We start from the raw sequence: 17,248 nt of genomic DNA on the forward strand, positions 1-17,248 counted from the left end.
AAAATATAAAATGAATCTATCATCTATAAAACTAAAGGTCGCATCGCCAGAAGATATCTTATCGTGGTCATACGGTGAAGTTACAAAGCCGGAGACTATAAACTACAGAACTCAGAAACCCGAGAGAGAAGGGCTATTCTCAGAAGCTATCTTCGGTCCAACTAAGGACTGGGAATGTTATTGCGGTAAGTACAAGAGAATTCGATATAAGGGAATCATCTGCGATAGGTGCGGTGTTGAAGTCACGCGCTCAATTGTTAGAAGAGAGAGAATGGGACACATTAAGCTGGCCGCACCAGTCGCGCATATTTGGTTTTTGAGAGGTGTGCCGTCAAAGATTGCCGCCATACTTGGCGTCTCCTTGCCAGAACTTGAGAAGGTCGTCTACTTTGCCAGCTATGTAGTCATGAAAGTGAACGAAGACTTGAAGGCCGAAGCTATGAAGAGAGTTGAGGGCGAATTTAAGTCTAAGATAAAAAATCTAGCCGAAGGATCAGATGAGGAAAGGGCTTTGAAAGAGTTGAAAGACAGAGAAAGAAATAATCTTAGGAATTTAGTTAAGTACCAAATTATTTCAGAGCTAGACTTTAGAGATCTATCATTAAAATATGGTGAAGTTTTTGAAGCTGGTATCGGCGCTGAAGCTATCCGAAGATTGCTCGAAGATATAAACCTTGAAGATGCAATCGTCAACTTAGAGGCTGAGGCCAAGAATGAGACCAATCCTCTGGAGGCCAAGAAGATGGCAAGAAGGATGAAGTTCTTAAGGGGTATGCATCGAGCCGGAATAAGGCCCGAGTGGATGGTTATAACTATTCTGCCGATTATCCCGCCATCACTAAGACCGATGGTGCCTTTGGATGGTGGAAGATACGCTACGTCCGATCTAAATGATTTGTACAGAAGAGTAATCAATAGAAATAATAGACTAAAGCATTTAATAGAATTAAAGGCGCCCGAAGTAATTACCAAGAACGAGAAGAGAATGCTTCAAGAAGCCGTCGATGCTCTGATTGATAATTCCATGAGAAGAGGTCAGGTTACTACTGCCGCTTCGACTGGGCAGAAGAGGGCTCTCAAGTCTCTAGCTGACATGCTTAAAGGTAAACAGGGACGTTTTAGACAGAATTTACTTGGAAAAAGAGTAGATTACTCAGGCCGAAGCGTTATCGTAGTCGGTCCAGAGATGAGTATGGATGAATGCGGCTTGCCGAAACGTATGGCTCTAGAATTATTCAAGCCTTTTGTTATCGGTATTTTAATTAGAAAAGAATTAGCTCACAACATTAAGTCAGCCGGTAGATTGATTGAGCAAGAGACGCCAGACGTTTGGGCGGCTTTAGAAGAAGCCATGACCGAGAAGCTGGTATTGCTAAATCGTGCTCCAACATTGCACAGATTGTCTGTTCAAGCTTTTAAGCCAACTCTTATTGAGGGTAAGGCTATAAAGGTCCCAGCACTACCAACGACAGCGTTTAACGCCGACTTCGACGGTGACCAAATGGCCGTTCATTTGCCATTGACTGACGAAGCTCAAAAAGAAGCTAGAGAATTGATGTTGGCTTCACGAGGAATACTCAAGCCAGCTACTGGCGAGCCGGTAGCCGTTCCTAAGAATGACGTTGTCTTAGGTGTTTACTATCTAACCAGCATTAACGAGGGTGGAAAGGGCGAGGGTAAGTTTTTTGGAAGTACTGAGGAAGCCATGATGGCTCTAAGTAATGATTTTATAGAATTAAGATCTAAGATCAAAATTCAGAATCCTGACAAGACCGAGGGGCAACCTAGATTGGTAGAGACAACAGTCGGACGTCTAATATTTAATCAGGCATTACCCGAAGGTCACAAGTTCGTAAATAGGACCATAGCCAAACACGACCTAAAGAATATCGAATCAGATATCTGGGATGAGAACCCGTTTGAAGTCATAGTAAAGTTTCTTAATACGATTACGAGTCTTGGATTCAAGTACGCGACCATATCTGGATTGTCTTGGGGTATGGATGACATCAGAATCCCGAAAGAGAAGCCTCAAATCATCGAAGAGGCCGACAAGCTGACCGAAGAGAATATGCAATTATATGAACAGGGATTATTGACTGAGTATGAAAGAAAATCTAGAGCTATTGAAATATGGAATGGTGCTAAAAATAAACTGTCAGTCTTGGTCAAAAAATCGCTAGGCCCCAATGACTCGGCTTACATGATGGTTGAATCGAAAGCCAGAGGAAGCTGGACGGTGCTAGATCAAATGATGGGTATGAGAGGTATTTTCGCTAATCCGTCTGGAGAACTAATCGAACTACCAGTTAGGAGTTCTCTTAAGGAAGGCTTGGCCCCACTTGAATATTTCATTTCAACTCACGGCGCTAGAAAGGGATTAGTAGACACCGCTCTTAAGACTGCAACTGCGGGCTATTTAACCAGAAGACTAGTTGATGTTGCTCAGGATATCGTCATCACCGAAGAAGACTGTAAGGATAAAGAGGGATATATCTTGTATGCCGACGATAAAAAGTTTAGTGGTGATACTCTTGGTAAAAGAATTAAGGGGAGGGTTGTCATGGATGATATTCTTGGCGATGACGGCGAAGTCATAGTTAAGAAGGGCAAAATCGTAGACAAAGAAACAGCCAAGAGAGTAGAAAGCTTGAAACTTGAGAAGATAAGAATCCGATCGTTGCTTAAATGTAAATCTCTAGCTGGTGTCTGCAGAATGTGCTATGGCTACGATCTATCAAAGAATAAATTAGTTGAGATTGGCGAGGCCGTAGGAGTTGTTACGGCTCAGGCAATTGGAGAGCCTGGCACCCAGTTAACCATGAGAACATTCCATACTGGAGGTGTTGCTGGTGGCGGTGCCGACATTACGATGGGTCTACCTCGCGTTGAAGAAATATTTGAGGCCCGACCGCCATCATTTAAGGCTCTTGTCTCTGATGTTGATGGTAAAGTCGTATCCGTGGAGGAGAAGGGAAAGCAGAAAATACTTACTATCCAAGTATCGGGTACAGGTGAGAATAGAGAATACGCAGTTTCTCCAAATATCGCCATCGCCGTAGTTGCCGGAGACTTTGTTACTCTTGGTCAGCAATTGAGCGAAGGTAACATAGACATTAAGGACTTATATCACGTCACAAAGGATGCCGACTTGGTTGCTAGAAATATAATCAGAGAAGTCCAAGCCATCTACTTCCCAACCGGAGATAGTATTAACGACAAACACGTTGAGCTCATTACTCGACAGATGTTTTCTAGAGTGAAGGTCCTAAATCCTGGCGATACAGATTTGCTATCCGGTGATATCATGGAGAAGAGGAGAGTCTGGCAAGAAAACGCCGTAGCCAAGGATGGAGATAAGCTTGAGGCGACCTATGAGCAATTACTATCTGGTATAACTAGAGTATCGTTAACGACTGATAGCTTCTTGTCGTCAGCCTCATTCCAAGAAACGGCCAAGGTATTGATCGAAAGCGCGACAGTTGGTAAGGAGGACTTCTTAAGAGGTCTAAAAGAAAATGTTATTATTGGCCGCCTGATACCAGCTGGTACGGGCCTAAACAGCGAAATTGAGGAGATGATAGAGGAGTAATCAACGAGATAAACAAAACCGCCCCTTTGGGGCGGTTTTGTTTATCTGCCACAATAATTATCCGCCTTTTTACTTGCTAACTTGGCCAGATTATTTGTATACTTATAAGGCAATTAAAATCATGGGAAGACCAAAAAAGAACAAGGAAGTTATTAAGTCACGACCAGAGAAGGGTAGACTAGAAGGGCCATCGCGTTTCGATATAGGTCAGGAAACAAAAAATAGTATTTGGGGGATTTTAAGTTTTATTCTTGCCGTTGTTAGCGTTCTCAGTTTTATTGGCCGTGCCGGTCAGGGCGGAGCATTGTTTGATTCTTTTGCTCGTTCTCTTTTTGGCTGGGGATTTTTTATAATACCGGTAGCACTAGTTCTGCTGGGCGTAGCTTTTATTAAATCTATATCTAGAAAAATATACTTTAGCGCCGTATTTGGCACAATCCTATTCACTCTAGCTACGTTGGCTATATTTTTTATTTTTGGAGAAGGCTCTTTCAATGTTCGCGTTACTCAGGGCGGCTACTTGGGTATTATACTGGGCTTGCCGCTTCTTAAGTCCGTTGGATTCGTAGCCTCGGCTATAATCTTGGTGGCGCTTATCCTTATATCGGTATTAGTGTCTTTGGATGTATCGATTACTGGACTATTTTACAAGAACGAAGTTGATGAAGAAGTTGATGAGAAGAAGGAAAGACTGACAGATAATGTTGTGGTGAAGAGGAATAACGAAGTGGTTGAAGATAAAAAACCGATGCAAGAAGCTAGGCCGGTAGCTAGACCAGTCAAGGCGGAAATTACCGACAAAGAATTCGTCATTAAGAACATGAAGCCTGGCAATTGGGCTCTACCACCAACAACCTTTTTGCAGGAAGATCAGGACTCTCCGGCTACGGGTGATATAAACGCCAGCGCCATGATCATCAAGAGAACCCTTGGGAACTTTGGCATAGACGTTGAGATGGGCGAAGTCTCAATTGGCCCGACAGTTACTCAGTATACGATGCGTCCAGCCGTGGGCGTAAAATTGTCTAAAATTACAACTTTAAATCCAGACTTATCTCTGGCTCTAGCCGCTCATCCTCTTAGAATTGAGGCTCCAATTCCTGGCAAAGCTTTAGTTGGCATCGAAGTTCCTAATAAAAAAGTGGCTCTAGTTGGATTAAAGAATATGTTTGAGGAAGAAGATTTTCTTAAATCTAAAAATTTCTTACCACTAGCACTCGGAAGAGATGTTTCAGGTGGAGCTGTTTTCGCCGGTTTAGATAAGATGCCGCACTTACTCATCGCCGGAGCGACCGGTACTGGAAAGTCTGTAGCTATTAATTCGATTCTGTTGTCTATGTTGTATAAGCACTCTCCTGACGTCCTGAAAATGATTTTGGTAGATCCAAAGAGAGTAGAGCTAAGCTTGTACAATGACATTCCTCATCTAATCACGCCAGTCATCACCGATAATAAGAAAGTTCTAGGAGCTTTACGCTGGGCGGTGACTGAGATGGAACGCCGCTATGAAACATTGCAAAAAATGGGATCTAGAGATTTATTCTCATATAATGCCAAGATGACCGAGAAGTCGGAACCATTGATGCCCTTCATTGTTATAGTTATCGATGAATTGGCTGATCTTATGGCTTCTTATGGACGAGATGTTGAAGCGGCAATTGTTAGGCTGGCTCAAATGTCTCGTGCTGTCGGTATTCATTTGATAGTTTCAACTCAGAGGCCATCGGTAGAGGTTATAACTGGACTGATCAAGGCCAACATCACATCGAGGATTGGCCTACAGGTGGCGAGTCAAGTTGATTCAAGAACCATATTGGATATGGGCGGAGCCGAGAAATTGCTTGGCCGCGGTGATATGCTTTTCTTGTCGGGAGATACATCCAAGCCTAGAAGACTTCAAGGGCCAATGGTAACCGAGAAAGAGGTAAAGGATGTCGTTAAATTCTGGAAGACTCAGGCCGAGAAGATGGAAGTAACCGAAGAAGCGGGGTTAACTATTGATTTCGAAGCCAAGTCTTCGAGCGGTGGCGGTGGATTTGGCGGTGATGGCGGCAATGAAGAAGACGATATGTACGAAGAGGCCAAAGAGACCGTAATTCAAGCCGGAAAAGCTTCGGCTTCCTTGTTGCAGAGAAGACTAAGAGTCGGCTACGCTCGGGCCGCTAGATTACTAGATATACTCGAGGATAAGGGCATCATCGGCCCGGGCGATGGCGCCAAGCCTAGGGAGGTTTATGTTAAGCCCGAAGGTATGGCGGTGTCTGGCCCCATGGCATATGGCGAGTCAGGTATAAACGCCGATACACCCGAAGCCGAGAGACAAGAAGATCCAGTATAATAATTAAACAAATCGCACCACCTAGGGGGTGCGATTTGTTTACAACTGATTTGATTTCCAGATAATTTCACATATACTTTTATTACTAATTAATCCAACTTTATGGCTAAGAAACAAGAGGACAAACAGCATATCCAAGATGGTAAAAATAAGTCAGTAGACTTAATGGTGAAGGAGATACAAGAGAAGTATGGTGATGGATCTATTATGAGACTTGGGAATGTTGCTAAGGTAGACGTAGACGTCATCCCAACGGGGTCTATTTCGCTTGATTTAGCCCTAGGCGTGGGGGGTATCCCCAGGGGTAGGGTAATAGAGGTATTTGGCCCAGAAAGCTCTGGTAAAACGACCCTGGCGCTTCACATAGTTTCTGAGGCTCAGAAGCTTGGTGGAGTTGCTGCTTATATCGACGCTGAACATGCCCTAGATCCAGAATATGCCAAGAAGATTGGTGTTAAGATCGATCAACTTTTGATATCCCAGCCGGATACTGGAGAGCAGGCCCTGGATATACTCGAGAGCCTAGTTAAATCTGGCGGTGTAGACATCGTGGTGATCGATTCGGTAGCAGCGCTTACTCCTCGCGCAGAGATTGAGGGGGAGATGGATCAGCAGCACGTGGGTGGCCAGGCTAGACTCATGTCGCATGCTCTAAGAAAGTTGACGGCTATTGTTGCAAAATCGAAGACGTCTGTCCTATTCATTAATCAATTGAGGCAGAAGATTGGCATTATGTTCGGTAATCCAGAGACTACTCCTGGCGGCCTAGCCTTGAAGTTTTATTCTTCTGTTAGAATAGATATTCGACGCTCGGCCCAGATCCAAAATGGTGAGAAAATCGTGGGCAACAGAACTAAGGTTAAGATTGTGAAAAATAAAGTTGCGCCACCATTTAGAACTTGCGAGTTTGATATTATGTATAATGAAGGCATCTCAAGATATTCGGATGTTGTTAATTCGGGCGTGCGCTATGGTGTTTTAACTAAGGCAGGAAGCTGGTTTAATTATGGAGAGGTAAGGCTGGGGCAGGGTATCGAAGGCTCACGGCAATTTATAAAAGAAAATCCAAAAGTAGAGAAGGAGATAGTTGAGAAAATTAAGGCCGCAGCTGTTCTGGAGGCGTAGGTTATTAATAATTTATTCGAACTAAAAAGACGATGGCATCTGCCATCGTCTTTTTAGTTCACTCTTACTTAACTACGGTTTGATTTCTCGTGTATGGCATCATAGCCATGTATCTAGCGAGCTTAACGGCATTAGCTATTAATCTTTGATGTTTATTGCAGAGTCTATTCCTACGAGATGATCCGATCTTAAATTGAGAAGTCACAAACTTTCTCAAGAATTGGGTATCTTTGTAGTCGATAAACTCAGTTTTCTTTTGGCAAAAATCGCAATTCATTTTTTATTTTATTTCTTAATTATTTTTTAGAATGGTAGGTCCTTCTCTTTTATAGCCATTTCGTCTTCTTCGATGCCGGCATGCAATGGCTCGTTCTCGTCTATTATGGGGATATCAGCATCAGCTGTCTCGGCGGTAACGCTGGGCTTGTTGGCCGCTGGTCGGATATCGCTTACGAAGCTATCAGATTGATCACTATTGCTTGCGCCAGTAGTTCTCGGTCCAAGCTGTAGATTCTCAGCGATTATCTCGGTGGTGTATCTTTTAACGTTGTCTTGGCCCGTCCAATTCCTGGTCTGCATCCTACCCTCGATCATCACTAAGCCGCCTTTCCTTAGGAACTTACTGGCAACTTCTCCTAATTTGGCCCAGGCGATTACGGTGTGATATTCAGTCGCCTCGCGTCGGCCAGTCTGGTCGGTCCAGACTCTATTGGTGGCCATCTTTATGGTGGTCACCGTCAGTCCAGATGGAGTTGATCTGGCTTCCGGATCTTGGGTCAACCTTCCGATTAAATATACTTTATTGAGATTCATATATTTTGTTTATTTTTTTAGCCTACTATAGATTCTCGATTATAGTTTCGAGTTGCTCGTCTAGTTGTTTGCTGTCTTTTTCTGGCACCTTGACTTGCTCTCTCTTCTCGAATCTCTCTCTGGCTTTCTGTTGTCTAGCAATAGTTTTACTGCGTTGCTTGTCGGAAGGCAACTTAACTATGAGATATCTAAAGACATTAACATCTGCCTTCATAAACTCATTCAGATTATTAAGCATTTCGCCATCTTTGGTGCTAAAATGCATATATCCGAAGTAGCTACCCTTGTGATGCAGAACTGGGTAGGACAGTCTAGTCCTAACTGGTTCTTTCGAAAGGGTTATGTTGGCACCATTCGAAGTAACGAAACCTTCAATAGCGCTTCTGGCCTCTGGTATCTTTGATTCTTCCAAGTCTGGGGTCATATGAAAAGCCAGCTCGTAATTCTGCGAATCTTCTTTCATTTTGTGGTCTTCATGTGAGGCGACAGATGGTACCTCATAGAGGTCCCAATGGTTATTCTATCGACGACCACGAAGCCGTTATTTATCGTGCCTATATGCTAACAATTTTATTGTTACTTGTCAAACTAGATTTTGATCTCTACGACGTCACCTTCTTGAATGATGTAGTCGCGGCCAACTGTATGTATCTGGCCTTTTGATTTAGATTCTGACCAGCCTCCACATTCGAGTAGTGTTTTCCAGTTAACGACGTCAGCTCGGATAAATAGTTTCTCAAAATCAGTATGGATGGCGCGCGAAGCCTTGGGGATAAAGTCTCCGATATGGGCCGTCCAAGCCCTGGTCTCATCTTCGCCTGTGGTCAAGAAGGTCAGGAGGCCAAGGGTTTTATAGCTTTCTTTTATCAAGCGATCTAGTCCACTTTCCGGCAGTCCAAACTCGGTTAGATATTCTTTTTTTTCTTCTGGCACTAGTTCAGATAGGGTTAATTCTAGCTTGTTACACATTACGATGTATGGCGCGTTGGCGAACATTTTCTTAAGAGCTTCATCGGGCTCCCATTTGTTCATAATTTGATCTTCTGAGACGTTTATCACGTATAGGAATTTTTTGGCCGTAAGGAGATTTAGCTCTTTGGCTAAGTTAACTTCTTCTTCGGACAGTTCGAGTTTAGATATGATCTCGCCAGCGTCTAATTGTTTTTTAAACTTTTCTAAAATATGCATTTCGGCTTGGGCATGCTTGCCCTCGATCGTTTGGAATTTGGCCAGCTTAGATGTTTTTTCGATTCTCTTGCTTACCGTTTCCATGTCGGCCATTACGAGTTCAGTATTTATAATTGATGTGTCATCGGCTGGATCAATGCGATTGTGAACGTGCGTAATGTTGCCATCGACGAATGCGCGTACAACTTGAGCAATGGCATCGACTTCCCGAATATTAGCCAGGAATTTGTTGCCCAATCCTTCGCCCAATGACGCGCCCTTAACTAGCCCGGCGATATCCGTAAATTCAATAGTGGTATTTATTATTTTTTTCGAGTTTGATAGCTGGGCCAGGGGAGCAAGTCTTTCGTCTGGTACGGCAACGACGCCGACGTTGGGGTCGATAGTGGTGAATGGATAATTTTGAATATCTACTTGTTTGTTGGTAACGGCCTTGAACAGTGTAGATTTTCCGACGTTTGGTAATCCGACAATTCCGATAGATAATGACATAGGATCATGGTAACAAAAATTTACAAAAAACCAAGCTTAGTATCCCATGCATCGAGTGTATCTCTGGTTACGGCTGGGATAGTACGTGGTTTGACTACGCATTGACCTAATTAGTATATCTGTTACCCTGGCTCTAGCGTCATTTACAAGAGGTGCGTAATGAGACATCCTCAACTGGTTCGAAGCGCGGCTTTGGCCTTATTTATCGTAGCACTACCTAGCCTGGCCTTATCGCAGGATAATGAAGGTGAAAAGCAGAACTATAGGGGTAAATATGAAGTTTCTTTGTGGCTGGAATTAAATACTGGCTTTTCAGACTATAGACCAGTGTTCGATAAGGATTATAAGAAGCTTTTCTTGCCCATCGGAGGGATAGAAGAGCTTGATACAAAAGCTAGGATATCTACCCTTGGAATTCGGCCCGTTTTTGCTATAGCCCTGCATCGAGGTAAGATTAATGTCACTCTACCGATTTCCTATAGAATCGCTGATTGGAGCTTATCGGAGGTCAATGATTCAACTCCTCATGGCCTAGTTAGTCTGACGACTATCGATTGGTGGGATAGGGTTATCGCTGGGGATGTGGTATCTAGCCATTTCAGTCCTCGAGTCGGTTTAGCTATGACCTTTGGCAGAATCGAAATCTCTCCTTCGATACAGCACTATCAGCTAAAAGAAAGAAGGTATCGGGGTATTGACTGTGTGGGTTGCGGGAATAGCTCGGAAGTATACGAAAGCAAGGTGTTAGAAAGCGGTGTTAGTCCACGCATCGAATTTGTGTGGTTGGCTCGTGGTTTCGGAGAGAGAAAGAGCGATTACGCTCCAGATCCAGTCTTTAACGGTTTAAGTGTCGCCTATGAACGAGTTGGATCTAAATATTGGCGATTAAGTATCGCCCTTAGGATGCTTGGTATCGAATTAAAAAAGTGAAGATTTTGCCCCTACTCGGGGCCTTTTTATTTCTACAAAGAAAGATAAATTAGTTTGGATGAGAGAGGTGCTGTAGCGGGAATGGGATCATACAAAGAGAATAGGAAGTAACTTCGGAGAGTCTATAGGATGGAATAGCTCACTTAAATCGCAGTGGAGCTCTATGTTAAAGCAAAAGGGCGTAGCTGTGATATACTTCTGATGTATGGGAGACATTTTTAAAGCCTACGATGTCAGGGGAATATATCCGACCGAACTGGATGAAAATCGAGCCTATTTAATCGCGAAGGCCACTGTTAAATCTCTAGGTGCCAAAAAAATCGTAGTTGGTCAAGATGAGAGGAGCTCATCGCCGGGAATAAGCGAAGCCGTGGTACGTGGAGCGGTAGAAATGGGCTGTGACGTGATTTACATCGGTCAGACGACAACTCCTATATTTTACTTCACAGTTAACCACCTGCAAGTAGATGGAGGCATTATGATAACTGCCTCGCATAATCCGATTGAGTATGGTGGACTAAAGATAGTCGGCAGAGATGCCATAAGCGTTGGTCTCGAAAACGGTCTTGCGGAGATAAGAGATATCTCGAATGGAGAAATTGGATTGGCTGATAAGCGTGGCAATTTGATCAAAAAAGATGATGCGCTTGATAATTACGTGAGTTGGATTTTAGACAACGAGAAGATAAAGCCTGGAGAGCTTGATAATTTCAATATAGTAATCGATATTGGCGATGGTCCAGTTTTTAGGTCAATGAAGAGAGTCTTGGATGCTATTCGTATTAATTACACGAACCTTGGTGGGAGCTTCTTAAGCGGCAAGTCTCCAAATCCATATCGTCCTAGTGCGCTTGATGCCCTAATAGTTAAGATTAATAATGATAAATTCGATTTTGGAATATCTCTTGACCTTGATGGCGATCGTTTAGCGATAGTGTCTAATGATGGAATGATCGTCTCGGTGTCGAGTATATTAGCAATGTTGTGGCAGCAGTCGTTTGGCCTATGGAGTAAACCTAAGATTGTATATACGGCCAACATGTCCAAAAATGTTGTAAGAATTTTTGGTCATCGGGGCATTATATCTAAGATAGGTAGAGTAGCTGTAGCTAATTCAATGCGAGGCAAGAAGGCTAGCCTTGGTGCAGAAAATTCAGGCCACATATTTTTTAAGGAAGCCAACTATTCTGAATGCCCAGAGATGGTAATTATTAGACTACTCAAAGTTCTCAAAGATAAAAAGGCATCCATATCTGAAGTGATAAAAACATTGTCTGGCGAATATGTCGGTTCTGGCGAGATCGCTATAGCGACTGATAAAGACTGGAAAGACGTGATCAATATCGTTAAGAGCAAATATTCCAATGGTAAGATTTCAGAGTTGGACGGCGTGTCAATTGATTTTAACGACTGGTGGTTTAACTTGAGGTCAAGCAACACTGAGCCGCTTATGAGGTTGTTTGTTGAGGCAAAGAGCGGGGAGTTGCTGAACGAGAAGAAGAATGAGCTAATTAATTTCATAGATAAGAACAAGAGCGTATAGAATTTTAATGGCGGTCTTCTAAACCTGAAGGCCGCCATTGTTTTTCAGCCCGTACTCAAGAAAGCCACAGTCTCGCTCTAAACGCTCTTACATAAGATTAATCAACCTAAAACGCCCATATGGGCGTTTTAGGTTGATTAATCTGAGCTTAGACTTCCAGTATGACTGGCAAGACCATTGGTCGACGTTCTGTCTTTTGGAACAGGAACTGTCCAACCTGATTTCTAATTTGATCTTTGAGATAAGCCAAGTTCGGATTTGTTATGTTCTGGGCTTCTACTATATATTTTATTTTCTTTCTAATTTGGCCTAGCAACTCTTTATTGTCTTTAAGGTATATAAAGCCACGAGAGATTATATCGGGACTACCCTTAACTTTTCCGTTATTGGCATCGACTAGGGTAATGACAACGATGAATCCATCGGCGGCCAGTATCTGCCTATCACGCAGAACAACATTGCCAATATCGCCGATACCAAGGCCGTCAACAAAGACATAGTCTGATGGCGCTTGTTTCTTATCAAACCACCATTTATCTTTTTCGACGTGAGTAACCGTTCCATTGTCGGCAATTATGATGTTGTTTTCGGGAATTCCTTCCTCCATGCCTAAGAATTTATGATTCACCATCATGGAATATTGTCCATGAATTGGCATCAAGAATCTAGGCTTAATTAGCTGGATCATTCTTCTTAGATCTTCTTTGCTACCGTGCCCGCCGGCATGAATATCTAGCATTTTATAATTAAATACCTGAGCTCCATTTCTGTAGAGTTGATCTTTTAGGAACTGAACATTCCTTTCGTTGCCTGGGACGACCGAAGAAGAGAATATGTACGTATCTTTCTTGTGTGTCTGTAGGTGCTTATGCTCTCCGCTAGCGATTCTCATGAGAACGGCATTGCCTTCGCCTTGCGCTCCGGTAACTATGGCAGTTACTTTCTCTCTTGGATAATTGTGAACCTCATCCATTGTTATCTGAGTGCCTTTTTGGAGTTTCAGATATCCAAGCTTTTTACATATTTCGACATTGCTCTTCATCGAATAACCATCGAACACAACCTTACGACCGAATTTCTCGGATATAGTTATGATCTGTTGGATACGGTTGATAAGAGATGCGAAGGTTCCAACGATGACCATGCCCGTAGAATCTGAGAATAATTTCTCCAAGTTCTTGGTAACATCTTGTTCGGAGAGTGAGTGACCTTCGGATTCAGCTCCAGTTGAGTCGGACATCAGTAACAGCACGCCCTCATCGGCGATCCTTTTCATCTCTTCTATGTCTGCTGGCAAATCATTGACTGGGGTATCGTCGAATTTATAGTCAGACGTGTGAACGACATGTCCAAGAGGAGTTTTTATGACTATCTCTAAGTCGTCAGGAATTGAATGGTTTATTCTCAACACCTTCACCGAAATCTTATCGCTGATCTTAATCTCGTCTCCAGCCTTAACCTCGTTCACGACTAGAGGTTTCTGGAATTTGAAGTCGTCCTGCCTCTTAATCATTATGGCTCGAGTTAGGGGAGCGGCGTATATATCTGGGTCGCCAATCTTATCTCTAAGGAACGGCAAAGCTCCGATGTGATCCATATGACCATGAGTAAAGAACATGGCCTTAACCATATCTTTTTTATCTTCTAACCATCCAACATTAGGTAGGATGGAATCAATACCGGGCATATTTTCTTCTGCCCATCTCAATCCGCAGTCAATCAAGATAATGTCATCATCGTATTGGATGGCCGACATATTCCTGCCGATCTCACCTAAACCGCCCAGATGGACAATTTTAAGCCCTCCGGTTTTGCTATCGGTTTCCTTGTAGTTCGGATCTTTATCGGTCCTAAAGACTTTTATGCGTCTTACGACCGGTTTTGACCATTCACGACCGCGGCCACCGCCGCGAGGGGACTTCTTTTTCGGCATAGCCGGAGAAGTCGTTGGTGCAGCCGGAGCCGATGTGGCTGTGGCTACTATTTTTTCTTCTATCATTTCGATTTCTATAACTGGATCTGGAAAAGATTAGTCAAATTAAAAACTGTACTAAAGCTAATTTCGAGATCCTAAATTAAAAAGTAATTTACAAAAAGTGGGCGGGGGGAGATTTGGTCACGAATCACGGCTCACCGTCGTTCGTCGTGTTCGCGACCCCGCCTCGTGGTTGCATCTGCTGACGCAACATCGCTCCGGCTTTCAAATCTCCCAACACAACAAATAAATTTGTTGTGTTGCCACTATTTCAATTATTATTCTGTGGGCGGGGGGAGATTTGAACTCCCACGGGCTTGCGCCCATAGCGCTCTGAACGCTACGTGTCTGCCAGTTTCACCACTCGCCCGGTGAATCTATGAGTTAGTTGTTCCTAGCTCTTTTGTATTCGTCTATGATCGGGGTTGGCGCGGGAGCTATTCCTAGTGATTCTGCCAAATAAAAACTTGTCCAAAGACCAAAAATGTAGTTTTCTAACACCTTTTCTAGTAGCGAACTACTAGGAGAGACATTAACAGTAGAATAAGTATACCCTAGTTTGGTTAAAATTGCAATGGTGGCCTCGATGCTTTTGGCTATTCTCGGATCGTCTTTCTGGTCCCGAATTATGATGGGATGAATCGAGTTTTGTGAGGCGGCCAGGCCTTCCAGCTCGTTATGATTTAGCGCTGGAAAGTAATTCCACGCTGCCGGAACTTTAGCATTCTCATTAAATAATGTCTTCCAAAAACCTGCTAGCTTTCTCCATTTAAACGATGAGTACATCAGAGGAGTTCTCTTGCCAATGCTTTCGGCTATAATCTTAGCTTCTTTTTCTAATCTATCTTGATCTATAGATACGTTGCCGAGCTCAATGCCTAATATACCTAGAAGAGCTCCCAACTCATAGCCAGCTCCCAGTCTAGCCGGGAAATTATCATCTTCAAGGTCGACGTAGGGGACACCTCTTTCTTTAGCCATATCTATCATTTTGCCGCCTTTAGATATGACAACCACTGGTAGGCCTCTATCTATCGCCGCGCTTAAGGCGGAGATCGTCTCTTCGGTGTTGCCCGACCAAGACATGCAGATAACTAAGCTTGATTTATCTATCCAGCCGGGCAAGTCATAGTCTCGGTTAATAAAAACCTTGGGGCGGCTATCCTTATTCTGCTCTGATGTCAGCATCCAGAGTATCTCTCCAGCAACAATAGACCCGCCAATGCCAGCGATTACGTAGTCGTCATATTCTCGATCTAACTTCTTTTCAGTTCCTAGCTTGTAGCCAGCTTGTAGCTGATCCGTAAAGCCTCGTATAACCTCTTTCATTTTGATTTTTTGCCTCGGAGGTGGATGTGAGTTTTGAGAGGCCCGCGCAGGCTCGACTGGAGCCGAGCGAGAGGGTGATTTCTCAGTAGAGAAATACAGCCCGTACTCGAGAAACTTATAGCCACCGTAGATTTATTTAGATGATCTCTTGGTATTAATATACCATTTTTCGACATTAACGAAACGGTCAGATGGCATCGAGATAATTTTGGTTTTAAATCCCTTAATGTCCTTTGCCTGGCCGTATAGGTAGTCTGGGTTATACAGGAATATCGCGGGGATATCCTCGATGACTATTCTTTGAAAGTCGTCATATTTTTTCATTCTCTCGATTGGATTGAGAGTCTGGCGTGCTTCTTCTAGTATTGTATCTGCAGTCTTGTTGTCGTATAGGGCTAGATTTAGTCCCTTGTCTTTCTTCTGGGATGAATGCCATAGCGTAAATGGATCTGGATCTATGCTCAGAATCTCTCCAAAAAGCAAAATCTCGTAAGCCCTTTCTCTTATGGTTTGTTGAAGTGCGGCGATGGGTAGAACTTCGATATTCACTTCAAAGCCAATTTTTCCCCACTGCTCTTTAAGGATGTCGGCCGCTTCGGATAATTCGGGCCAGGTTGAGGTGGTTATTTTTATGGTTAATCTTTTTTCGTTTTTGCCAGTTCCTTTTCTGAGAACGCCTCTCTCGTCCGGGTTAGTCCATCCAGTCTCTTTCAATACCTGCTTAGCCAACTCAGTATCGAAATCATATTTCTTAACTTCGTTATTTATATCTATAACGTCGCCCACCAATGGCGAGTTAACTATGCTACCATGCCCGTCCAACACTTTATTTATGATCTCTTGGCGATCTGTGCCATAAGCCAAAGCTAATCTAATATTTTTATCAGCTAGTACCTCGCTCTGATTGGTGTTCATGAAGGCTCCAAAATATCTTGGCATCTTAAGCTCCTGCACGTTGAGCCTGTTCCTGAATTTAACCTTATCTAGATTTACGGGAGAGATGTATCCAAGATTCTGGATATCATTTCTATTGTAGGCCTCAATGAGTTCAATCTCTGAGGCATAGAAATTTAATTTTATAGTGTCTATGTGGGCCCTCCCGTCGTAATAGTTCTCATTAGCGGAAAGTTCGTAGGAGGTTATTGTGCCTGTGTTATCTTTCTTTAACTTATTGAACTTATACGGTCCGGAGCCGATTGGCTTGAGATTGAGTTCGGATAGAGAGAAATTTATCGGCTTTACTTCTTGCCAGACATGCTTCGGCAATATATTTAGAGTCAAATTATTCAAAAATTGGGCATACTTATCGTTTAATTTTAATATTAGAGTCAATTCGTCGACTTTTTCGACGGTGACGCCAGTCCAGTTGGCTTTCTGAAGGCTGCCATAGTCCGAGCTCTGAGCGGTTTCAATAGTAAACAAAACATCATCTGCCGTTAGCGCTACGCCGTCGTGCCACTTTATGCCCGGTTTAAGATAGACGGTATATTTTAGGCCATCACTAGATATGTCGTATGACTTTGCTAGGTCGGGGACTAACTTACCCTCTTCGTTATATTTTAGAAGTCCCGAGTATATTAAGCTTACTAGATCTCGATCGGCGTCATTGGCTTGAGATAGAAGTGGATTTATGTGGCGTGGCTCTCCGACGATACCTTCAACAAAAGAGCCTCCATAATCTGGAGTCTCTTGGGTGTAGTGTCTGTAAGCGGTAACCGGAATAGATAATAATGAGCCTAATATAATTACCAAAAAACTGAAGATGATATATCTTTCTTTGGTGGATAATATTTTAGAAAGAAGTCTAGCCTTTTCTTCTAGGCTTTTGAAAAAGCGCTTTTTTGGTTTTATAGCTGGTAGCTTGTTGCTATCTTCGGGCTTGTAACCAAAAAAATCATCCAATTGGTTTTCGCTTTTAAGCAT

General features: G+C 43.1%; 12 protein-coding genes and 1 tRNA gene. 5 read left to right on the forward strand and 8 right to left on the reverse strand.

Going from position 1 to position 17,248, the window contains the following annotated elements:
- Positions 1–10: 10 nt before the first annotated feature.
- The 3 genes from rpoC to recA all read left to right on the forward strand — a co-directional run bounded on the left by rpoC (position 11) and on the right by recA (position 7,055).
- On the forward strand, positions 11–3,592 hold the full coding sequence (rpoC, locus tag DEG18_00825) for a DNA-directed RNA polymerase subunit beta' (GenBank protein HBX58140.1): 3,582 nt from the start codon (positions 11–13) through the stop codon (positions 3,590–3,592).
- Between the two features lie 121 nt (positions 3,593–3,713).
- Positions 3,714–5,930, forward strand: coding sequence for a cell division protein FtsK (locus DEG18_00830; protein HBX58141.1), 2,217 nt, complete (start codon positions 3,714–3,716; stop codon positions 5,928–5,930).
- A gap of 102 nt (positions 5,931–6,032) precedes the next feature.
- Positions 6,033–7,055, forward strand: a complete 1,023-nt coding sequence (recA, locus tag DEG18_00835) for a recombinase RecA (protein ID HBX58142.1) — start codon at positions 6,033–6,035, stop codon at positions 7,053–7,055.
- Positions 7,056–7,119: 64 nt separating this feature from the next.
- On the opposite strand, the gene rpsR is transcribed toward recA, so the two are convergent.
- The 4 genes from rpsR to DEG18_00855 all read right to left on the reverse strand — a co-directional run bounded on the left by rpsR (position 7,120) and on the right by DEG18_00855 (position 9,548).
- Complete coding sequence (gene rpsR / locus DEG18_00840; GenBank protein ID HBX58143.1) at positions 7,120–7,332, reverse strand: 30S ribosomal protein S18; 213 nt, start codon at positions 7,330–7,332, stop codon at positions 7,120–7,122.
- Between the two features lie 26 nt (positions 7,333–7,358).
- Positions 7,359–7,868, reverse strand: a complete 510-nt coding sequence (locus DEG18_00845; protein HBX58144.1) for a single-stranded DNA-binding protein — start codon at positions 7,866–7,868, stop codon at positions 7,359–7,361.
- Positions 7,869–7,893: 25 nt separating this feature from the next.
- Positions 7,894–8,331: a hypothetical protein gene (locus DEG18_00850; GenBank protein ID HBX58145.1), complete on the reverse strand. Its 438-nt coding sequence runs from the start codon at positions 8,329–8,331 to the stop codon at positions 7,894–7,896.
- Between the two features lie 125 nt (positions 8,332–8,456).
- On the reverse strand, positions 8,457–9,548 hold the full coding sequence (locus tag DEG18_00855) for a redox-regulated ATPase YchF (protein HBX58146.1): 1,092 nt from the start codon (positions 9,546–9,548) through the stop codon (positions 8,457–8,459).
- 159 nt (positions 9,549–9,707) lie between these two features.
- Here DEG18_00855 and DEG18_00860 point away from each other — a divergent pair, with 159 nt between their 5' ends.
- Both DEG18_00860 and DEG18_00865 read left to right on the forward strand, forming a co-directional pair.
- Positions 9,708–10,478, forward strand: a complete 771-nt coding sequence (locus DEG18_00860) for a hypothetical protein (protein HBX58147.1) — start codon at positions 9,708–9,710, stop codon at positions 10,476–10,478.
- Positions 10,479–10,683: 205 nt separating this feature from the next.
- Positions 10,684–12,021, forward strand: a complete 1,338-nt coding sequence (locus DEG18_00865; GenBank protein ID HBX58148.1) for a hypothetical protein — start codon at positions 10,684–10,686, stop codon at positions 12,019–12,021.
- A 148-nt stretch (positions 12,022–12,169) separates the two neighbouring features.
- Here DEG18_00865 and DEG18_00870 read toward each other — a convergent pair whose 3' ends face one another.
- From DEG18_00870 to DEG18_00885, 4 genes are all read right to left on the reverse strand, one after another.
- Positions 12,170–14,020: a ribonuclease J gene (locus DEG18_00870; GenBank protein HBX58149.1), complete on the reverse strand. Its 1,851-nt coding sequence runs from the start codon at positions 14,018–14,020 to the stop codon at positions 12,170–12,172.
- Positions 14,021–14,282: 262 nt separating this feature from the next.
- A tRNA-Leu gene (locus DEG18_00875) sits at positions 14,283–14,366 on the reverse strand.
- Positions 14,367–14,380: 14 nt separating this feature from the next.
- Positions 14,381–15,325, reverse strand: a complete 945-nt coding sequence (locus tag DEG18_00880) for a hypothetical protein (protein ID HBX58150.1) — start codon at positions 15,323–15,325, stop codon at positions 14,381–14,383.
- Positions 15,326–15,457: 132 nt separating this feature from the next.
- Entirely contained in the window at positions 15,458–17,248 is a 1,791-nt protein-coding gene (locus tag DEG18_00885) for a hypothetical protein (protein ID HBX58151.1), read from the reverse strand.

The sequence above is a fragment of the Candidatus Yanofskybacteria bacterium genome (assembly GCA_003514055.1).
In the GTDB taxonomy this organism is placed as follows: Bacteria; Patescibacteriota; Minisyncoccia; order 2-02-FULL-40-12; family GWA2-44-9; genus UBA12115.

Excerpts from the sequence above, each read along its gene's own strand:
- DEG18_00830 (HBX58141.1), top strand. The coding sequence starts at position 3,714 with ATGGGAAGACCAAAAAAGAACAAGGAAGTTATTAAGTCACGACCAGAG.
- DEG18_00870 (HBX58149.1), bottom strand. The coding sequence starts at position 14,020 with ATGATAGAAGAAAAAATAGTAGCCACAGCCACATCGGCTCCGGCTGCA.
- DEG18_00880 (HBX58150.1), bottom strand. The coding sequence starts at position 15,325 with ATGAAAGAGGTTATACGAGGCTTTACGGATCAGCTACAAGCTGGCTAC.
- DEG18_00855 (HBX58146.1), bottom strand. The coding sequence starts at position 9,548 with ATGTCATTATCTATCGGAATTGTCGGATTACCAAACGTCGGAAAATCT.
- rpsR (HBX58143.1), bottom strand. The coding sequence starts at position 7,332 with ATGAATTGCGATTTTTGCCAAAAGAAAACTGAGTTTATCGACTACAAA.
- DEG18_00845 (HBX58144.1), bottom strand. The coding sequence starts at position 7,868 with ATGAATCTCAATAAAGTATATTTAATCGGAAGGTTGACCCAAGATCCG.
- DEG18_00850 (HBX58145.1), bottom strand. The coding sequence starts at position 8,331 with ATGAAAGAAGATTCGCAGAATTACGAGCTGGCTTTTCATATGACCCCA.
- recA (HBX58142.1), top strand. The coding sequence starts at position 6,033 with ATGGCTAAGAAACAAGAGGACAAACAGCATATCCAAGATGGTAAAAAT.
- DEG18_00885 (HBX58151.1), bottom strand. The coding sequence starts at position 17,248 with ATGCTTAAAAGCGAAAACCAATTGGATGATTTTTTTGGTTACAAGCCC.
- rpoC (HBX58140.1), top strand. The coding sequence starts at position 11 with ATGAATCTATCATCTATAAAACTAAAGGTCGCATCGCCAGAAGATATC.
- DEG18_00865 (HBX58148.1), top strand. The coding sequence starts at position 10,684 with ATGGGAGACATTTTTAAAGCCTACGATGTCAGGGGAATATATCCGACC.
- DEG18_00860 (HBX58147.1), top strand. The coding sequence starts at position 9,708 with ATGAGACATCCTCAACTGGTTCGAAGCGCGGCTTTGGCCTTATTTATC.